This is a genomic window from Sphingomonas sp. (assembly GCF_026460985.1).
In the GTDB taxonomy this organism is placed as follows: domain Bacteria; phylum Pseudomonadota; class Alphaproteobacteria; order Sphingomonadales; family Sphingomonadaceae; genus Sphingomonas.
The window spans coordinates 1-17,516 of sequence record NZ_JAPKNM010000055.1 but is presented as its reverse complement, the minus strand read 5'-3'; the positions used below and the strand labels follow the sequence as shown (position 1 = coordinate 17,516).

Sequence of the window (17,516 nt, the reverse complement as noted above, 5' to 3'; positions counted from 1 at the left end):
GCGGGCTGCATCGACTTCATGCCCTGATGGTCCATCGTCTCGTGGAGCTCGGCGCGCAAGGCGGCGGGAGTCGAGACCGCGAGCAGGGTGTCGGCCTTGTCGCCGCCGTGCAGCGTGAAATAGGCCGCGCCGGGGCGGCCGGCGACCGCGGGGAGGCGCACCCAGGCGTTGCTCGCGCCGAGCTCGGCGGGCTTGCCGCATCCCGCGAGCAGCAACGCCGCCGCAACGATCCCCGGAAATGCGCGCATCGATCCAACTCCCGTTTCGGGAAAGCTCCTAGAATTCCACCCTTCTTGCGGCAAGCGGAAGCGCACCTATATCGCTTTCGGACATGGTGCCCACGCCGCCTGATTCTGGGGCGATGGGTACCAAGGCTTTGATTTTGTACACGTATCAATTGAACACTGGGGGCCACGAGGGACCATGGCAAAAGTAATCGGTATCGATCTGGGCACGACCAACAGCTGCGTTGCCGTAATGGAAGGCGGCAAGCCCAAGGTCATCGAGAATGCGGAAGGCGCCCGTACCACGCCTTCGATCGTCGCCTTCGCCAAGGACGGCGAGCGGCTGGTCGGCCAGCCGGCGAAGCGCCAGGCGGTGACCAACGGCGACAACACGATCTTCGCGGTGAAGCGCCTGATCGGCCGCCGCTTCGACGATCCGATCACCAAGAAGGACACCGAGCTGGTTCCCTACACCATCGTGCGCGGGCCGAACGGCGACGCCTGGGTGAAGGCGGGCGGCGAGGATTATTCGCCGAGCCAGATCTCGGCCTTCACGCTGCAGAAGATGAAGGAAACCGCCGAATCGTATCTCGGCGAGACCGTGACGCAGGCCGTCATCACCGTTCCGGCGTACTTCAACGACGCCCAGCGCCAGGCGACCAAGGACGCCGGCAAGATCGCGGGCCTCGAAGTGCTGCGCATCATCAACGAGCCGACCGCGGCGGCGCTGGCCTACGGCCTCGAGAAGAACGACGGCAAGACGATCGCGGTCTATGACCTGGGCGGCGGCACGTTCGACATCTCGGTGCTCGAGATCGGCGACGGCGTGTTCGAAGTGAAGGCGACCAACGGCGACACCTTCCTGGGCGGCGAGGATTTCGACTCGAAGATCGTCCAGTATCTCGCCGACGAGTTCCGCAAGGCCGAGGGCATCGACCTCACCAAGGACAAGCTCGCGCTGCAGCGGCTCAAGGAAGCCGCCGAGAAGGCCAAGATCGAGCTCTCCTCGGCGCAGACCACCGAGGTCAACCTGCCCTTCATCACCGCCGACGCGAACGGGCCGAAGCACCTGGTGAAGTCGATCAGCCGCGCCGATCTCGAGCGCCTGGTCGACGACCTGATCCAGCGCACGCTCGAGCCGTGCCGCAAGGCGCTGGCCGATGCGGGCCTCAAGGCCAACCAGATCGACGAGGTCGTGATGGTCGGCGGCATGACCCGCATGCCCAAGGTCCGCGAGATCGTGAAGCAGTTCTTCGGCAAGGAGCCGCACACCGGCGTGAACCCCGACGAGGTCGTGGCGATCGGCGCGGCGATCCAGGCGGGCGTGCTCCAGGGCGACGTCAAGGACGTGCTGCTGCTCGACGTGACTCCGCTGAGCCTCGGCATCGAGACGCTGGGCGGCGTGTTCACCCGCATGATCGACCGCAACACGACGATCCCGACCAAGAAGTCGCAGGTCTATTCGACTGCCGACGACAACCAGCAGGCCGTGACGATCCGCGTCTTCCAGGGCGAGCGCGAAATGGCGGCGGACAACAAGATGCTCGGCCAGTTCGACCTGGTCGGCATCCCGCCGGCGCCGCGCGGCGTGCCGCAGATCGAAGTCACCTTCGACATCGACGCCAACGGCATCGTCAACGTGTCCGCCAAGGACAAGGGCACCGGCAAGGAGCAGCAGATCCGCATCCAGGCCTCGGGTGGGCTCAGCGACGCCGACATCGAATCGATGGTCCGCGACGCCGAGCAGTTCGCCGAGGAGGACAAGAAGCGGCGCGCCGCGGCCGAGGCCAAGAACAACGCCGAGAGCCTGGTCCACACCACCGAACGCCAGCTCGCCGAGAATGGCGACAAGGTGGATAGCAGCCTGAAGGGCGAGATCGAGGCGGCGATCGCCGAGACCAAGACCGCGATCGAAGGCGGCGACGCCGACGAGATGCAGGCCAAGGCGCAGAACCTCGCCCAGGTGGCGATGAAGCTGGGCCAGGCGATCTACGAGAAGCAGCAGCAGGCCGAGGCATCGCCTTCGGAGGCTGGCGCGGCTGCGGGGAACGAGGCGGGCGGCGAGGAAGTCGTCGACGCGGAGTTCTCCGAGGTGGACGACAACAAGGCGTAAATGATGCGTACCTGCCGTCACCCCGGGGGCTCCGGGGTGACGGTTTAGGGCGGGGGCCGAGGTTAGATGACCACCGAAGTCGATTATTACGAGTTGCTCGAAGTCGAGCGCAGCGCGGACGATGCGACGCTGAAATCGGCGTATCGCAAGCTCGCGATGAAATACCATCCGGACAAGAATGGCGGCTGCAAGGACCATGAGGCCAAGTTCAAGGCCGTCAGCGAGGCCTATGACTGCCTGAAGGATCCGCAGAAGCGCGCGGCGTACGACCGCTTCGGCCATGCCGCGTTCAAGAACGGCGCGAGCGGGTTCGGCGGCGGCGGGCACGGCGCGCAGGATTTCGGCGCGTTCAGCGACATCTTCGAGAGCGTGTTCGGCGAGTTCATGGGCGGTCGCGGCGGGCGCCCGAACCTGCGCGGCGCCGACCTGCGCTACGATATGGAGATCAGCCTCGAGGACGCCTGGCACGGGCGGTCGAGCGAGATCACCGTCGACGTCTCGGGCGTGTGCGACAGCTGCTCGGGCACCGGCGCGACGCCGGGGACGCAGGCGCATGCCTGCAAGCAGTGCAACGGCCACGGCAAGGTGCGCGCGCAGCAGGGCTTCTTCATGGTCGAGCGGACCTGCCCGGTCTGCCACGGCGCGGGCGAGGTGATCAGCGATCCCTGCCGCGACTGCCGCGGCGAGGGGCGCACCGACAAGACCAAGACGCTCAAGATCAACGTGCCGCCGGGCGTCGATGAAGGCACGCGGATCCGGCTTTCGGGCGAAGGCGAGGCGGGCGCGCGCGGGGCGCCCTCGGGCGACCTCTACATCTTCCTCCACGTCGCCAAGCATCCGATCTTCGAGCGGCAGGGCACGACCTTGTTCGCGACCGCGCCGATCAGCTTCACCACCGCGGCGCTGGGCGGCGAGATCACCTTGCCCGGGCTCGACGGCGAGAAGCATCTGATCAAGATCGCGCCGGGCACCCAATCGGGCCGCGAAATGCGCCAGCGCGGCGCGGGCATGCCCGTGCTGCAGGGCCGCGGTCGCGGCGACCTGGTGGTGCGGCTCGAGGTCGAGACGCCGACCCGGCTCACCGCGAAGCAGCGCGAGCTGCTCGAGGCGTTCCGCGCCACCGAGACGGGCGACGAATGCCCGCAATCGAGCGGGTTCTTCGCGAAGATCAAGTCGGCTCTGGGCTGACGGCGCGCCCAGAGGCGCGCACCCCAACCCCGCCCTCCCTGCAAGCATGGGGGGCATGCTTGAGTTTGAATGCCGATTCGACTTAGCCTCCCCCCAGGGCGACCCACGCCCGGGGGGATTTTCATGTCGACGCTTTCGATGTCGCAGCTCGCCGCGATCAGCGGTCTCTATCCCAGCCCCGGCGATTGGCCTGCCGCCTTCACCGCCGGAATGATCCAGAGTTATGCCGGGGGACGAGACATCTTCGGTGCGCCGCCCGCCATGGGCCAGCTGCTGCCGATCTCGCGATTTTCGATGCTCTATCCGATCCTCGGCACGGCTTTCGGCGGCGATGGCCGGGTGACCTTCGCGTTGCCCGACCTCGAACGGCGCAGCGTCGTCGGCGGGCAGCAGCGGGGCATGGACGGGCCCGGCAGCCTGACGATGACCTATCTGATCGCGACGGCGAGCCACGGGGTGGCGCCCTTCGTCGGCGCGGTCGTCGCTTTTGGCGGCACCCTGATTCCGAGCGGATGGCTAGCGGCCGACGGCGCGCTGGTGTCGCCCGGCGCCTATCCCGCGCTGTTCGATGCGATCGGCACGACCTTCGGCGGCGACGGCGAGAAGGCTTTCGCATTGCCCAACCTCGATGGCGCCGCGGCGGTGGGCACGGGCGCGGGCGTGGCGCTCGGCCAGAAGGTCGCCGGGACGGTGCCGGGCCTGGGACTCAACTATGCGATCTGCGCCGGCTCCGGCATCTACCCCTTGTCGGACGGCCGCGGCGCCTTCCCCGACGATCCCTTCCTCGGCCAGGTGCTGGCCTATGCCGGGTCGGCGCTGCCCAAGGGATGGATGGCGTGCGACGGCGCGATGCTTCCAGTGGCGCAGTTCCAGCCGCTCTTCTCGCTCATCGGCTATGCCTATGGCGGCAGCGGCCCGGCCTTCGCGCTTCCCAACCTGGCAGGCAGGAGGATCGTCGGCGGGACTCCCGGCGCGACCGGGGACGTCAGGATGGAAATGCCGACGCCCGAGGCGTGAGGAGGACAAACCCCTCCCTTGAAGGGAGGAGCTTGGCTGGCCCTCAGGCAGTCGTCGAGACCGCGCGTCCGAGTGCACGCCATTGGAGCGCGGCGAGGAGCGTCACCGCGGTCGCCTGCGCGCCGACAAAGGCAATGCCCAGCGCGCTGCCGCTCCACGGGCTCGCGATCAGCGCGAGGCTCGCCGCCACCCAGGCGATGTTGGCCGCGATCACTGCCTGCACCGGCCAGCCCCCGCCGCGCCGGGCCGCCCAGAGCACGAACAATGCGAAGGGGAACAGGACGATGCCGGCTTCGCCGAGCAGCGGCGCGGGCAGGTCGGTGAGCGCGGCGATCGGGCCGGTCGCGACGACGAGCAACGCGCCCATGGCGAGGCAGGTGGCGGCGTCGAACAGCAGGACCGGGCGGAGCAGTGAATTGCGGGTCATGATCGTGTCTCCCTTGCTTGCGGTGCCCCCAAGCATGACGATCGCGGGACGCAGGTCGATTACCTGGCAGGTAATGGAATGCGCGCGCCTCCGGCGGTAGCAGGGCCGGCGAGGGAGAAGCGCATGGACAGGCAGCAGGTCCGCCCGCTGGGCGAGCAGATCAGGCATTGGCGCCAGCAGCGCCGGCTGAGCCAGATGGACCTGGCGCTCGAGGCCGAGATATCGACCCGGCATCTGAGCTTCATCGAGACCGGGCGCGCACAGCCGAGCCGCGAGATGGTGCTGCTGCTCGCCGAGCATCTCGAAGTCCCCTTGCGCGAGCGCAACGCGATGCTGCTCGGCGCCGGTTTTGCCCCGGTCTATTCGGAGCGGCCGCTCGACGATCCGCAGCTCGCCCCGGCGCGGCGCGCGGTGGAACTGGTGCTCAAGGGGCACGAGCCGTTCCCCGCGCTCGCGATCGACCGGCATTGGCACATGGTCGCCGCCAATGCCGCGGTGGCGCCGCTGCTGGAGGGCGTCGCGCCCTTCCTGCTCGAAGGGCCGGTCAACGTGCTGCGGCTGAGCCTGCACCCGCAAGGGCTCGCGCCGCGCATCCGCAACCTCGGCGAATGGCGGGCGCATCTGCTCGAGCGGCTGCGGCGCCAGGCCTGGCTGACCAGCGATGCGGCGCTCTCGGCGCTGCTCGAGGAGCTGTGCGCTTACCCTTCCGCGGAAGGGACGGGCGATCTGGACGGCTTCGGCGAAGTGGCGGTGCCGCTCAGGCTCGATACGCCGCTGGGCGAGCTGCGCTTCTTCAGCACGACCACCGTGTTCGGCACGCCGCGCGACGTGACGCTCGACGAGCTGGCGATCGAGGCCTTCTTCCCTGCCGACGAGGAGACACTGGAGCGCCTGGCCGGACGGTGATCAATGCCCGTTGTCGCTCCAGTGCGGGGCATCGGAGACGAGCTTGATCACGCCATAGGTCGCCCCGATCGCGTGGAGGTCCCGGTTGGCGTCGCCCGAGCGCGGTGCCGCGACGGCGCGCGGGCGTCCGGTCTTGTCCTTGACCTGGATCGTGCCCGTCCAAGTGATCGTCATGTCGATCGCGCGCCCCTCGATATGGAGCGACGTGAGCGAGGGCCGGTGGACGATGCCGAACAGACCGACCATCTCCTGCGCGCCCTGCTTCGATTTGGCGAGATCGCCATGATCCCATTGGATGTCGCAGCCGGCGATGGCGGGCACGTCCCTGGGCGCGATGTCGCCCTTGGCGACGCGCCAGCAGAAATGCATCAGCTGCGCGCGGGTGCGGTTTCGGCGCGTCGCCGAGACCTCGACCTTCGCGCCGGCGTCCTTGAGCGCCGTGACGAACGCGGCGACCTTGTCGCGGAACGCCGGGACGAGGTCGGCGACCGCCGCGCTGTTCGGGAAGCGCGCCTGGTTGGCGCGCCACCACGCCGTGCCGCTGAGCCCCGAAGTTCCGGCAGGCGCCGGCGAGGGGGTGGAGGCCGGCGCCGGCGCCGGCGTAAAGTTGCGCGCAGTGAGCGCGTTCCAGGTCCGGCCGTCGGGATCGATGCGGCCGTCGGGCGCGGTGTTGCCGAGCACGCGCGCCTGGAACGCCTCGATCGTCTCGATGGTCATCGGGCCGCAAATGCCCTTGGTCGGCACCAGCGGCTGGCGGAGCGTGGCGAGCCAGTCGTTGAGCAGATGCTGGACGACCAGCACGTCGGCGAGCTCGTTGATGCCGTTCCTGCCTACCGATGCCCCGATCGCCATGTCCGGTCCCCTGTTCCCCGGGGCACAGGATACGCCCGAACGGGGGCGGTGAAAAGCTGGGCCGGCGCGGCACGGGCCATGCCGGGCCGGTGCGTGGCCTGAGACTGGGGGGCTTCGTGCCGGACTCCGGTCTGATTGCGCATGGTCCGGATTCGCGATACTTTGGCCGCGCAATACCGGCAGTAACTAGAGAGCGGTCGCACTGCCGCAACCTGAATTTCCGCGTGACGGCGGGGCGCTGCCCTGCGCGCGCGGCGGGAGGGGGCATGACCGACGACGAACGCCAAACGCTGAACCAGACGCTCGATGCGCTCGAGCGGCTGATGCGGATGTTCCAGGCCGAGCGCCTGATCTACTTGGCCTGCGCGATCGTGTCCTTTGGATTGCTGATCTATGCCGGCGTGCTGATGTTCAGCACCGGAACCGTCAAACCCGACCAGTTCGGGCTGTTCTTCGGTGCCGGCGGACTGATCACCGTGGCCGGCGGGCGCGTGGTCCTGTTCCTCAACCGGGCGTTCAACCTGGTCGAGGATATCATTCGCGGTCTGGCGGGGTTGCCCAACCGTGCTGCCTGAGAAGGACGCGCTGGAGCTGATCGCGGGGCTGGAGCGTGCCTCGCAGCGCACTCGCCCCTATCTGATCATCGGGCTGCTCGCGATCGTCGCCGGGTTCGTGATCCTTTCCTATTATCTCAACGAGCAGCGCCGGGAGGCGGAGGGTCTCCGCCGCATTGCCGAGCTGCGCGCCGACGAGCAGGGTCGGAAGGTGGAAGACCTGTCCGCGACGCTCGACAATGCGCGAAAGGTCGCCGGTGAAGCGCATCCCCCGGAACGCGCGGACGAGCAGTGGCGAAGACTGAGAGGGTTGCTCAAGGTCGCGGATCGCGAGGTCAATGCGCTGGGCAGCAGCGTTCGCGCCGAAGCCGCGGATGCCAAGGCCGGCGCGCCGGCAGCGACGGGGACGGCGGCCTCGCCGACACCCACGCCTTCGGCAGCAGCTGCGAGCATCGCTGCGGCGCCCGCTGCGCCGCCGCCCGCCATCCGCCTGTTCGTCCATATCTCCGACGAAAGCCAGCGACCGGCGGCAGAGGCGCTGGCGCGGTCCTGGGCCGGTCGCGACATCCAGGGCATCACGGTGGTGGTGCCAGGCGTGCAGCGCGCGCGGAGCGATCCGGAGAACACGATACGCTGCCTGAAGCCCGATGCCTGCGCGCTGCTGGGGCCGGTGACCGACTGGGTCAACAAGCAGCTCGCAGCGCCGCAGCTGACGCCGCGGAACCTGGTCCGCCTCTACGGCAAGACGCCGGGGGTCCGGCCCGGAACCTTCGAAATATGGTTCGATTCGGGGGCCATCGAACCGGCGCGATGATCGAACCGGCGCGATGACGGCCGGGCGTCGACCTATGCGAAGACGCGGTCGAAGATCGTGTCGACCTGACGGAAGTGGTAGCCGAGGTCGAACTTGTCCTCGAGCTCCTCCGCCGAGAGCGCGGCGGTAACCTCGGGATCGGCCTTGAGCAGTTCGAGCAGCGAGAGCTGGCCGTCCGATTCCCACACCTTCATCGCGTTGCGCTGGACGAGGCGGTAGCTGTCCTCGCGGCTGACCCCGGCCTGGGTGAGCGCGAGCAGCACGCGCTGCGAGTGGACGAGGCCGCCCATGCGATCGAGATTCTTCTGCATCCGCTCGGGATAGACGAGCAACTTGTCCATCACGCCCGAGAGGCGGGCGAGCGCGAAATCGAGCGTGATCGTCGCGTCGGGGCCGATATAGCGCTCGACCGAGGAGTGCGAGATGTCGCGCTCGTGCCACAAGGCGACATTCTCGAGCGCGGGGGTGACGTAGCCGCGGATCATCCGCGCGAGGCCGGTGAGGTTCTCGGTGAGTACCGGGTTGCGCTTATGCGGCATCGCCGAGCTGCCCTTCTGGCCGGGCGAGAAATATTCCTCGGCCTCGAGCACTTCGGTGCGCTGGAGGTGGCGGACCTCGGTGGCGAGCCGCTCGATCGACGAGGCGATAACGCCGAGCGTCGCGAAGAACATCGCGTGGCGATCGCGCGGGATGACCTGGGTCGAGACGGGCTCGACCGCCAGGCCGAGCTTGTCGGCGACATGCTGCTCGACGCGCGGATCGATATTGGCGAAGGTGCCGACCGCGCCCGAGATCGCGCAGGTGGCGATGTCCGCGCGCGCGGCGACGAGGCGGGCGCGGTTGCGCCTGAACTCGGCATGCGCCTCGGCGAGCTTCAACCCGAAGGTGGTCGGCTCGGCATGGATGCCGTGGCTGCGGCCGATCGTCGGGGTGTATTTATGCTCCCTGGCGCGGCGCTCAAGGATGGCGAGCAACTGGTCGAGATCGGCGAGCAGGATGTCCGATGCGCGGGCGAGCTGGACCGCGAGGCAGGTGTCGAGCACGTCCGAGCTGGTCATGCCCTGGTGCATGAAGCGCGCTTCCTCGCCGACCTGCTCGGCCACCCAGGTGAGGAAGGCGATGACGTCGTGCTTGGTCACCGCTTCGATCGCGTCGATCGCGGCGACGTCGATCGCCGGGTTGGTCGCCCACCAGTCCCACAGGGCCTTGGCCGCGGCCCTGGGCACGACGCCGAGCTCGGCGAGCGCCTCGGTGGCGTGCGCCTCGATCTCGAACCAGATGCGGAAACGCGCTTCGGGAGACCAGATCGCGGTCATTTCGGGCCGCGAATAACGGGGGACCATGCTTTACTCTCCGTGGACGGGCGTTGCGCGAACGCAACACGGCAAACGAATTGCGACGAGGCGCCACCTAGCAGGGGTGAGCCGTGCCTGCAACGACTGAGATTCGGAACAATAGGTTCAGTCCGTAGGTTCCTATCGCTGAATAGAGGCAGATTTCATGTTCCGCCAGCGCAGATGAGGTGGAGCAACCGATAGGAGATCCATGAGATGTTTAGGGCAATTCTTCTAACCACGTCTATGCTTGTTGCTGCACCCGCCTTGGCGCAGGAAAAGCCGCCCAAGGAAACTACGCAGACGCAGCAGCAAACTCCGCCCGCCAATCAGGCGCCGGCGACCGCCGATGACGCGGCGCCGGGCACGCAGGGCGCCGGCACGGTCGAGGAGGCGCCCGCCGCGACCCCAGCTCCGGCGACCGAGGCGGCGCAGCCGACGCCGACCCAGCCGGCCACGCCCGGCCAGCCCGCGCAACCCGGCACGCCCCTGCAGCCCGACGCTGCGCCGGGCGGGACCTCTGGCGCCGGCACCGCGGTCGCGCAGCCCGCCGCCAATGGGGCGCAAGTCGCGCAGGCGGTGGGCCGCGACTTCGGCACCTATGACAAGGACGCCAACGGCGCGTTGAACGACGCGGAGTTCGGCACGTGGATGAGCAGCCTGCGCAAGGCCGCGGAGCCGGGGTTCGTGCCCGGCTCGGCCGACGCGAACGTCTGGCTCGGCCAGGCCTTCGCCTCCGCGGACGTCGACAGGAGCAAGTCGGTCAGCCAGGTCGAGCTGGCGACTTTCCTGACGCCCAAGCCCTGAGAGCTCCCTCGCGCCCTCACGCATGGCGCACTCCCGAACGGCCGCCGGACCTGGCTCCGGCGGCCGTTTGGCGTCGGGCTGGCATCAAGCCCCTCCCCTTCAGGGGAGGGGTTGGGGGTGGGGCCTGTCCGTCTCGCCGAGCCTGTGGCCTGAGGCACTGCCCCACCCCAACCCCTCCCCTGAAGGGGAGGGGCTAAAAGGTCAGATCAGTCCCTGGGCGCGCAGGCTGGTGTGGCCCTCGGCGCCGAGGATGATGTGATCGTGCACCGCGATGCCGAGGCGCTTGCCCGCCTCGGCGACCTGGCGGGTGATCTCGATATCGGCGCGGCTGGGCGAGGGATCGCCCGAGGGGTGGTTGTGGACGAGGATGATCGCGGCCGAGCCGAGGTCGATCGCGCGGCGGATGACTTCGCGGACATAGACCGGCGCCTCGTCGACCGAGCCTTCGTTCATCAATTCGTCGCGGATCAGCATGTTGCGCGCGTTGAGATGGAGCACGCGGACGCGCTCGATCGCGTGGTGCGCCATGTCGGCGCGGAGATAGTCGAGCAGCGCCTGCCAGTTGGCGAGGACCGGGCGCGCGGCGACCTGATCGCGCAGCAGGCGCAGTGCCGCGGCATGCGCGGCCTTCAACGCCGCGGCGCTGGTCTCGCCCATGCCGGGCACGCGCGCGAGCGCCTCGGCATCGGCGGTGAGCAGGGCGGCGATCCCGCCGAACTCGGCGAGCAGCGCCTTGGCCAGCGGCTTGGTGTCGCGGCGCGGAATGGCGAGTGCGAGGAGATATTCGACGAGCTCGTGATCGAGCAATGCGTCCGGGCCGCCCTCGAACAGCCGCTGGCGCAGGCGCGCGCGGTGGCCGGTGTTGTCGGGGGTGTCGGCTGGCATCGGAATCACACGGTAGCGGAACAATCAACCTGAAGTTGAATTTTTATACGTATCGCGTAAATAGGCGATGCAGTGTTTGGTCGTTGTGATCACTCCCTTCGAGCCCCGGCTGTGTCAGCGGCCGGGGTTTTCGTTTGGGGCTGAGTGTCAGCTCAGCCCCGCCCGCCGCTACTTGGAGCGGGCCACCTCGATGATCTTAATCATCAGGGTGGCGAATGCCATCACCAGCATGACGATGCCGATGATGACGAGTGCAGTAGTTTCGGTCGTTGTTCTCACCTCCCTCCACGCCCGCATGAATCAGCAAGCTGCGGTCGGCGGGCGCGGGTTCACCATATCCCCGTCTCCAGCCATTTCCATGCCCGCCTAGGCGGGCAGGACTCGCGTGGAGCGGGCGGTGTTGACTCAGCCCGCCCCCCATCCTAATCGGCCCCTGCCTTGGCGGGCTCGCCGCTCGGCACATGCGTCTGGCCTGCCGGAAACGGCTTACAGGAGAGGCAATTGGCCGAGAACGAGCCCGGACTGGACCCCTTGCCCGAGGATGCCCGCCTTAGCTCGCTCGACGAGCGACTGAAGCGAGCCAAATCGGAAGAGGCGATCAGGACCGGCGCCGTGGATACCAAGGGCGATGCAAGCTATCGCCTCGGGAACCGCGTGCTGGCCGAACTGATCGGCGGAATGGTCGGAGGAGCAGTGATCGGCGGTACGCTCGATTGGCTGCTGGGAACCTCCCCGTGGCTCCTGCTCGTGCTCCTGTTCCTCGGAATCGTGAGCGCTTTCAGGAACATCATCAGGATTTCGAACCAGCGCTCGAAGTAGCTCTTCGGGCGCTTTGGCTAATGAAGCGGATCAACAAGCGTGGCGGCTGAATCAGGCAAGATCGACCCGATGCACCAGTTCGAGGTGCAGACGATCTGGGACGGCTTCAACATTGCCGGCCACCAGATCGCCTTCACCAATTCGGCGCTGTGGATGTGCGTCGCGGCGCTCGTCCTCTGGGTGTTCATGCTCGGCGGGATGAAGCGCGCGGTCGTCCCCGGCCGCTGGCAGATGCTGGTCGAGAACTTCACCGGCTTCATCGATTCGATGCTGGCGGCGAACATCGGCAAGGAAGGGCGCAAGTACCTCCCTTACGTCTTCTCGCTGTTCATGTTCATCCTGTTCGCCAACGTGCTCGGGCTGCTGCCCTTGGGCCTGGTGGGCATCCACCCGTTCACCTTCACCAGCCACTTCACCGTCACCGGCGTGCTGGCGATCATGAGCTTCTCGATCGTGCTGATCGTCGGCTTCTGGAAGCACGGGCTGCACTTCTTCTCGCTGTTCGTGCCGCACGGCACGCCTTTGTGGCTGATCTGGCTGATCCCGCTGATCGAGTTCGTCTCGTTCATGGTGCGCCCCTTCAGCCTCGGCCTGCGACTGTTCGTCGCGATGATCGCCGGGCACATCCTGCTGAAGGTGCTCGCGGGCTTCGTGATCAATGCGGGCAATGCGGGCCTGATCCCGGGCCTCGGCGTCGGCATCCCCAGCTTCGCGCTGATGGTCGGCATCTCGGCGCTCGAGATCCTCGTCGCCGGAATCCAGGCCTATGTCTTTGCGCTGCTCACGTCGCTGTACATCAACGACGCCGAGCATCTGCACTGAGTTTAAAATCGTAATCGTACCAACCAACACGTTCGAAGCAGGAGTTTAGAAAATGGATCCAGCAGCAGCCAAGCTCGTCGGTGCAGGTCTCGCGGCGATCGGCGCCGGCATGGCCGCCATCGGTGTGGGCAACGTCTTCGGTTCGTTCCTCGAGGGCGCGCTGCGCAACCCGGGCGCGGCCGATGGCCAGCAGGGCCGCCTCTTCATCGGCTTCGCGGCCGCCGAGCTTCTCGGTCTGCTCGCGTTCGTCGTGGCGATGATCCTGATCTTCGTCGCCTAACATCTCCGGTTCGGGCCGGGGCGCGTCCCCGGCCTGCACTTGGATAGGATCAAGATGCCTCAGATCTCCCAGCTCGCCGAAACCTTCGCGTCGCAGCTCTTCTGGCTGCTCGTGACGTTCGGCTTCGTCTTCTTCGTCGTGGGCAAGCTGATGCTGCCCAAGGTGCTGTCGACGGTCGATGCGCGCGACAAGTCGGTCGCCGGTGACCTCGCCGCCGCCGAGGCCGCGCGTGCCGCCGCCGACGAGGCGGAGGAGAAGTGGCGGGCTGAGGAGAACGCCGCGCGCGAGGCGGCCCAGAAGCGCATCGCCGAGGCGCGCGCCCAGGGTACCGCAGCGGCCGAGAAGCGGCTCGCCGCGGCGCATGCCGAGACCGATGCCCGCATCGCGGCGGCAGAGGCGCAGATCGCCGAAGCCAGCACGGCGGCGGGCGCCGAGATCGAGGCAGTGGCATCCGAGGCCGCGCGCGACATCGTCGCACGCTTCTCGGGCGCCAAGGTAACGGCCGCGGAGGCCAAGAAGGCAGTGAAGGCGGTGCTCAATGGCTGAGGCAGCACATCAGGGCAATTCGGCGGCAGCGGCCGAGCATGCCGTGACCACGGCCGAGGGCGGCGTCGGGCCGGCCGTCGAACATCACGCCGATCCGTCGATCTTCGGGCTCGACGCGACCGTCTGGGTGTCGATCGCGATGACCGCGTTCATCCTGATCCTGATCTGGAAGAAGGTGCCGGCGCTGGTCACGCGCGGGCTCGACAACCAGATCGCGGCGATCCGCAACCGGCTCGACGAGGCGAAGCAGCTGCGCGCCGAGGCCGAGGCGCTGCGCGACGAGTATGCCCGCAAGATCGCTGGCGCCGAGGCCCAGGCCCAGGCGATGCTCGCCCATGCCGACGAGGAGGCCAAGGCCGTCCTCGCCAAGGCCGAGGCCGACGCCACCGAGCTGACCGCCCGCCGCGCGCGCATGGCCGAGGACAAGATCGCCGCCGCCGAGCGCGCCGCGATCCAGGCGGTGCGCACCAAGGCCGCCGAGGCCGCGACCCGCGCCGCCGCGACGATCATCGCCGACAAGCACGGCGCCGAGGCCGACAAGGCGCTGGTCGACAAGACCATCGCGGGGCTGGGCCGGCTCAACTGAGCTTGTCGGGCGCCGCGCGCCCGGCTCTCATCCCACCAGATCGTCCTGCATCTCCGCGCGGAAGCGTGCGGCGAGGAATATCCGCGTCAGCACATATCCCTGGATCACGCCGATCGCGAAGAAGTAGACGATCAGGCCCAGTGCAAAGGCATGGGTCCGGCCGGTGTCTTTCGCGAACTGGCCGGCGAGGCCCTCGATGAAGCGGCCGATCGACTGGAAATTGACGAGGCCGACGCCCACCAGGATCTTGGTCAGCCAGTCCGACACAGCCTCGACATTGGCGTTGGGGATCAGGCGGCTGCGAACCTTGACCTCGGGGTTGATTCGCGGGACGGCGAAGAGGAAGCCGATCAGCGCGCCCACCGCGATGCTCGCCATCGACCATAATAGCGAGGCGCCGGTGTCGCGGCTGGGCCAGCCCGCGGCGAGGAAGCCGGCGCAATTTGCCATCAGCAGCATCCCTGCGATCAGCGGCGTGCCCATGTCGCCGGACCGCCACCAACCGGGCGAGGGGGGCGAGGGCGCGGACGCGACATCGGGATCGGCAAGGCCGAGATGCGGATTGCGCCACAGATATACCGAACAGATCGCGAGAAAGATGTTGTTGGGGACCAGCAAGGTGCGCAGCCAGCCGGGGATGGCCGGATCGGGGACCACGCCGCTCTCGAGGATGTGGTACATCGCCGGCAGGAGCAGGACGAGCAGCACCAGCGAGCCCATCGCCGCGATCTTCCGCGTCTCCGGGATCAGGACCAGGATCCCCACCGCCACTTCGGCGACGCCGGTGACGATCACGATCGGGACCTTGATCGGCTCGGGGAAATAGTCGGGAAGCTGGGCCAGCGTCTGGGGAAGATGCGAGAAGTGCATCGATCCGAAGACGATCCACTGGATCGCCAGCATAAGGATGCTGATCCTTCCGAACAGCGTATAGGCGCGGGCTTCCGACATGCGGCTTTCCCCCAGTGCTCGGGCGATTGTTTCACAGACTGGGCAAATGTCCAGCCCGGGTCTGGCGGACGGCTGCCGCCATGCTAGGCTGGCGCAATGACACTGAAGCAGAACGGCAGCCCCGCCCCACCGCGGGAAACGGGAGAGCGCACCGTGCGATGGCTCGGGATCGGCGGCGCCGCCGCGCTGGTGCTTGCCCTGCTCTTCGTCTTCCTCGCCTGGAACCGCGCCGCCGACGAGCGCCGTGCGTCGGAGGATGTGGAGGCGCGGGTCGCCGCGGAGATGAACCGGATCGAAGCAGAGGCGCAGCGGATCGAGCGCGAAGCGGCGCGGTGAATCCGATCCGGCCCGTCGCGATCGTCATGAGGCCTTAGGGTTGACGGCCGCGTAACTTTACCGATCCCGCCGGCAATTCGCCTGACCTGTTCCGATAGCTTGGTGCGGCCGCGAATTCATTTGCCCTTCTTTGCTTGTTGGGCGAAGCAAGGCGCATGATAGGCAAGCGCTCGGATGCAGGACGCATCGCTCTTCTTTCCGGGCTGGCGCTCATCTGCGCCGCGACCGCCGGCACCTTCTTCCTGCTCCGCGCCGAACGCCGTGCCGACGCATCGGTGGTGCACTCGCTCCAAGTGCAGGAGCGGCTGAGCAGCCTGACCATCCGTGCCCAGCAAAGCCTGCTGGGGGAGAGCGGCTATCTCCTCGTCGGCGACCAGCGGTTCGTGGAGCGCTATGCCGGCGCGCGACGCGACCTGGAGAGCGAACTCGCCGCGCTCCGGCGCGAGGTCTCGGAGGATCCGCGCCAAGCGGAGCGGGCGGCGCGGCTGGAGCGCTGCTGGCAGGAGCGGCTGTCCCACACCGACGGGCGCATCGCGCTGGCCAGGGCCGGGCGGCTCCAGGAGGTCCGGGAATCGATCCGCCAGGTGCTCGACCGGCCGATCATCGAGCGGTGCCGCGCGATCGTGACCGAGATGAAGGCCGAGGAGGCGCGGCGGTTCGACCTGCAGAGGCGCGCGTCGGACCGCCAGGCGGCGCTGCTTTCGGTCTGGCTGCTGCTGTGCGCGGTCGCAGTGACCGGAGTCGCATTCTGGTTCACCCGGCGCGCGCTCGCGACCGCGCGCGAGACCTCGCACGCGCGCGACCAATTGCTCAATGCCAATGCCCGGCTGCACGAGGAAGCCGCCAGCCGCGAGGCGGCCGAGACCCAGCTGCGCCAGATGCAGAAGATGGAGTCGATCGGCCAGCTGACGGGCGGGATCGCGCACGACTTCAACAATATGCTGGCGATAGTGATCGGATCGCTCGACCTTGCCCGGCGCCGGCTCGAACAGGATCCCAAGCGCGCGGGCAACCATATCGATTCGGCGATGTCCGGCGCGCAGCGCGCCGCGCAGCTTACCTCGCAGTTGCTCGCCTTCGGCCGGCGCCAGCCGCTCGCGCCGACCGCGCTCGACGCCAGCCAGCTGATCCGCCGCCTGTCCGAGCTGTTGCGGCGGACGATCGGCGGCAAGGTCGATTTCCGGGTCGATCCGGCGATCGGGCTCTGGCCGATCTTCGCTGATGTGGGGCAGCTCGAGAGCGCGCTCGTCAACCTGTGCCTCAACGCCCGCGACGCGATGCCGGACGGCGGCGGGCTCACCGTCCGCACCACCAATGTGAAGCTCGACCCGGCCTATGCCGCGGCGCATCCCGACGTGGCGCCCGGCGACTATGTCCGCATCACGGTGGAGGACAGCGGCGCGGGAATGCCCGACGAAGTGCGCGAGCGCGCGTTCGAGCCATTCTTCACCACCAAGGCCCAAGGCAAGGGCACCGGGCTCGGGCTCAGCCAGGTCTATGGCTTCGTCAAGCAATCGGGCGGGCACGTCGCGATCGAGTCCGAGATCGGCCGGGGGACGGTGGTGCACCTCTATCTACCCCGGCACGGCGGCAAGGCGGGGCAGAATGAAAGCTGGGCGACCGGGCCGGAGAGCCGGCTGCCCCGCGCGCGCGATCGGGAGATCGTCCTCGTCGTCGACGATGAGGACAAGGTGCGCGAACTCGCGGTCGATGCGCTGCGCGAGCTCGGATACATCGTGCTGCAGGCCCCGGGCGGCGAAGCGGCGCTGGCGCTGCTCGAAGGGCAGCCGCGGATCGACCTGCTGCTCACCGACGTGCTGATGGCGGGGATGGACGGCGCGCAACTCGCCGCGCAGGTCGAGGCGCTCCGGCCCGAGATCCGGCTGCTCTACATGAGCGGCTATCCCAGCGACGGGATCGTCCGCGACGGGATGCTGACCGACGGGGTCGCCTTGCTCTCCAAGCCCTTCACCGTCGCGCAGCTTGCCGCGCGGGTGCGGCAGGCGCTCGACGAGAAGGTCGTGCCGGCCTAGGTCCAATCGAGATTCAGCCCAA

General features: G+C 68.1%; 20 protein-coding genes. 14 read left to right on the top strand and 6 right to left on the bottom strand.

Annotation, left to right across the window (positions count from 1 at the left end; translation table 11 throughout):
- Positions 1-248: copper chaperone PCu(A)C (locus MT490_RS09110; RefSeq protein WP_297386266.1), on the bottom strand; the 248-nt coding region annotated here is incomplete at its 3' end.
- A gap of 175 nt (positions 249-423) precedes the next feature.
- Between MT490_RS09110 and dnaK the strand changes: the two genes are divergently transcribed.
- The 3 genes from dnaK to MT490_RS09095 all read left to right on the top strand — a co-directional run bounded on the left by dnaK (position 424) and on the right by MT490_RS09095 (position 4,542).
- Positions 424-2,337: a molecular chaperone DnaK gene (gene dnaK / locus MT490_RS09105; RefSeq protein ID WP_297386263.1), complete on the top strand. Its 1,914-nt coding sequence runs from the start codon at positions 424-426 to the stop codon at positions 2,335-2,337.
- A gap of 66 nt (positions 2,338-2,403) precedes the next feature.
- A complete protein-coding gene (gene dnaJ, locus MT490_RS09100) occupies positions 2,404-3,525 on the top strand; it encodes a molecular chaperone DnaJ (RefSeq protein WP_297386260.1) in 1,122 nt (373 codons plus the stop codon).
- A 123-nt stretch (positions 3,526-3,648) separates the two neighbouring features.
- On the top strand, positions 3,649-4,542 hold the full coding sequence (locus MT490_RS09095) for a tail fiber protein (protein ID WP_297386257.1): 894 nt from the start codon (positions 3,649-3,651) through the stop codon (positions 4,540-4,542).
- 43 nt (positions 4,543-4,585) lie between these two features.
- Here the strand turns inward: MT490_RS09095 and MT490_RS09090 are convergent, their stop codons facing one another.
- Positions 4,586-4,969 (bottom strand): hypothetical protein, encoded by a 384-nt coding sequence (locus tag MT490_RS09090; RefSeq protein WP_297386254.1) that lies wholly within the window; start codon positions 4,967-4,969, stop codon positions 4,586-4,588.
- A gap of 123 nt (positions 4,970-5,092) precedes the next feature.
- On the opposite strand from MT490_RS09090, the gene MT490_RS09085 reads away from it, so the two are divergent.
- A complete protein-coding gene (locus tag MT490_RS09085) occupies positions 5,093-5,875 on the top strand; it encodes a helix-turn-helix transcriptional regulator (protein WP_297386250.1) in 783 nt (260 codons plus the stop codon).
- Here MT490_RS09085 and MT490_RS09080 read toward each other — a convergent pair whose 3' ends face one another.
- Positions 5,876-6,727: a hypothetical protein gene (locus tag MT490_RS09080; RefSeq protein WP_297386247.1), complete on the bottom strand. Its 852-nt coding sequence runs from the start codon at positions 6,725-6,727 to the stop codon at positions 5,876-5,878.
- A 266-nt stretch (positions 6,728-6,993) separates the two neighbouring features.
- On the opposite strand from MT490_RS09080, the gene MT490_RS09075 reads away from it, so the two are divergent.
- The gene (locus MT490_RS09075) at positions 6,994-7,302 is read left to right on the top strand and encodes a hypothetical protein (protein ID WP_297386244.1); all 309 of its coding nucleotides are present in this window, start codon (positions 6,994-6,996) and stop codon (positions 7,300-7,302) included.
- Positions 7,292-8,095, top strand: coding sequence for a hypothetical protein (locus MT490_RS09070; RefSeq protein WP_297386242.1), 804 nt, complete (start codon positions 7,292-7,294; stop codon positions 8,093-8,095). Before MT490_RS09075 ends, MT490_RS09070 begins: the two co-directional genes overlap by 11 nt.
- Before the next feature lie 32 nt (positions 8,096-8,127).
- Here MT490_RS09070 and purB read toward each other — a convergent pair whose 3' ends face one another.
- Positions 8,128-9,438, bottom strand: coding sequence for an adenylosuccinate lyase (purB, locus tag MT490_RS09065; protein ID WP_297386240.1), 1,311 nt, complete (start codon positions 9,436-9,438; stop codon positions 8,128-8,130).
- 237 nt (positions 9,439-9,675) lie between these two features.
- On the opposite strand from purB, the gene MT490_RS09060 reads away from it, so the two are divergent.
- Positions 9,676-10,236 (top strand): calcium-binding protein, encoded by a 561-nt coding sequence (locus tag MT490_RS09060; RefSeq protein WP_297386236.1) that lies wholly within the window; start codon positions 9,676-9,678, stop codon positions 10,234-10,236.
- A 201-nt stretch (positions 10,237-10,437) separates the two neighbouring features.
- On the opposite strand, the gene radC is transcribed toward MT490_RS09060, so the two are convergent.
- Entirely contained in the window at positions 10,438-11,121 is a 684-nt protein-coding gene (radC, locus tag MT490_RS09055; RefSeq protein WP_297386233.1) for a DNA repair protein RadC, read from the bottom strand.
- A 501-nt stretch (positions 11,122-11,622) separates the two neighbouring features.
- Here radC and MT490_RS09050 point away from each other — a divergent pair.
- Genes MT490_RS09050 through MT490_RS09030 form a run of 5 tightly spaced genes read left to right on the top strand, consistent with a single transcriptional unit; the run spans position 11,623 to position 14,174 of the window.
- A complete protein-coding gene (locus MT490_RS09050) occupies positions 11,623-11,940 on the top strand; it encodes an AtpZ/AtpI family protein (RefSeq protein WP_297386230.1) in 318 nt (105 codons plus the stop codon).
- Positions 11,941-11,979: 39 nt separating this feature from the next.
- Positions 11,980-12,762, top strand: coding sequence for a F0F1 ATP synthase subunit A (locus MT490_RS09045; RefSeq protein WP_297386227.1), 783 nt, complete (start codon positions 11,980-11,982; stop codon positions 12,760-12,762).
- Positions 12,763-12,814: 52 nt separating this feature from the next.
- A complete protein-coding gene (locus MT490_RS09040) occupies positions 12,815-13,042 on the top strand; it encodes a F0F1 ATP synthase subunit C (protein ID WP_135987444.1) in 228 nt (75 codons plus the stop codon).
- A 54-nt stretch (positions 13,043-13,096) separates the two neighbouring features.
- On the top strand, positions 13,097-13,588 hold the full coding sequence (locus MT490_RS09035) for an ATPase (RefSeq protein ID WP_297386221.1): 492 nt from the start codon (positions 13,097-13,099) through the stop codon (positions 13,586-13,588).
- The gene (locus MT490_RS09030; RefSeq protein WP_297386218.1) at positions 13,581-14,174 is read left to right on the top strand and encodes a hypothetical protein; all 594 of its coding nucleotides are present in this window, start codon (positions 13,581-13,583) and stop codon (positions 14,172-14,174) included. Before MT490_RS09035 ends, MT490_RS09030 begins: the two co-directional genes overlap by 8 nt.
- A 27-nt stretch (positions 14,175-14,201) precedes the next feature.
- Here MT490_RS09030 and MT490_RS09025 read toward each other — a convergent pair whose 3' ends face one another.
- Positions 14,202-15,125 (bottom strand): MauE/DoxX family redox-associated membrane protein, encoded by a 924-nt coding sequence (locus MT490_RS09025; RefSeq protein WP_297386216.1) that lies wholly within the window; start codon positions 15,123-15,125, stop codon positions 14,202-14,204.
- Positions 15,126-15,221: 96 nt separating this feature from the next.
- On the opposite strand from MT490_RS09025, the gene MT490_RS09020 reads away from it, so the two are divergent.
- Together MT490_RS09020 and MT490_RS09015 are read left to right on the top strand one after the other, a co-directional pair.
- Positions 15,222-15,461 (top strand): LPXTG cell wall anchor domain-containing protein, encoded by a 240-nt coding sequence (locus MT490_RS09020; RefSeq protein WP_297386213.1) that lies wholly within the window; start codon positions 15,222-15,224, stop codon positions 15,459-15,461.
- A gap of 155 nt (positions 15,462-15,616) precedes the next feature.
- A complete protein-coding gene (locus MT490_RS09015; RefSeq protein WP_297386210.1) occupies positions 15,617-17,494 on the top strand; it encodes an ATP-binding protein in 1,878 nt (625 codons plus the stop codon).
- The last annotated feature ends 22 nt before the right edge of the window (positions 17,495-17,516 follow it).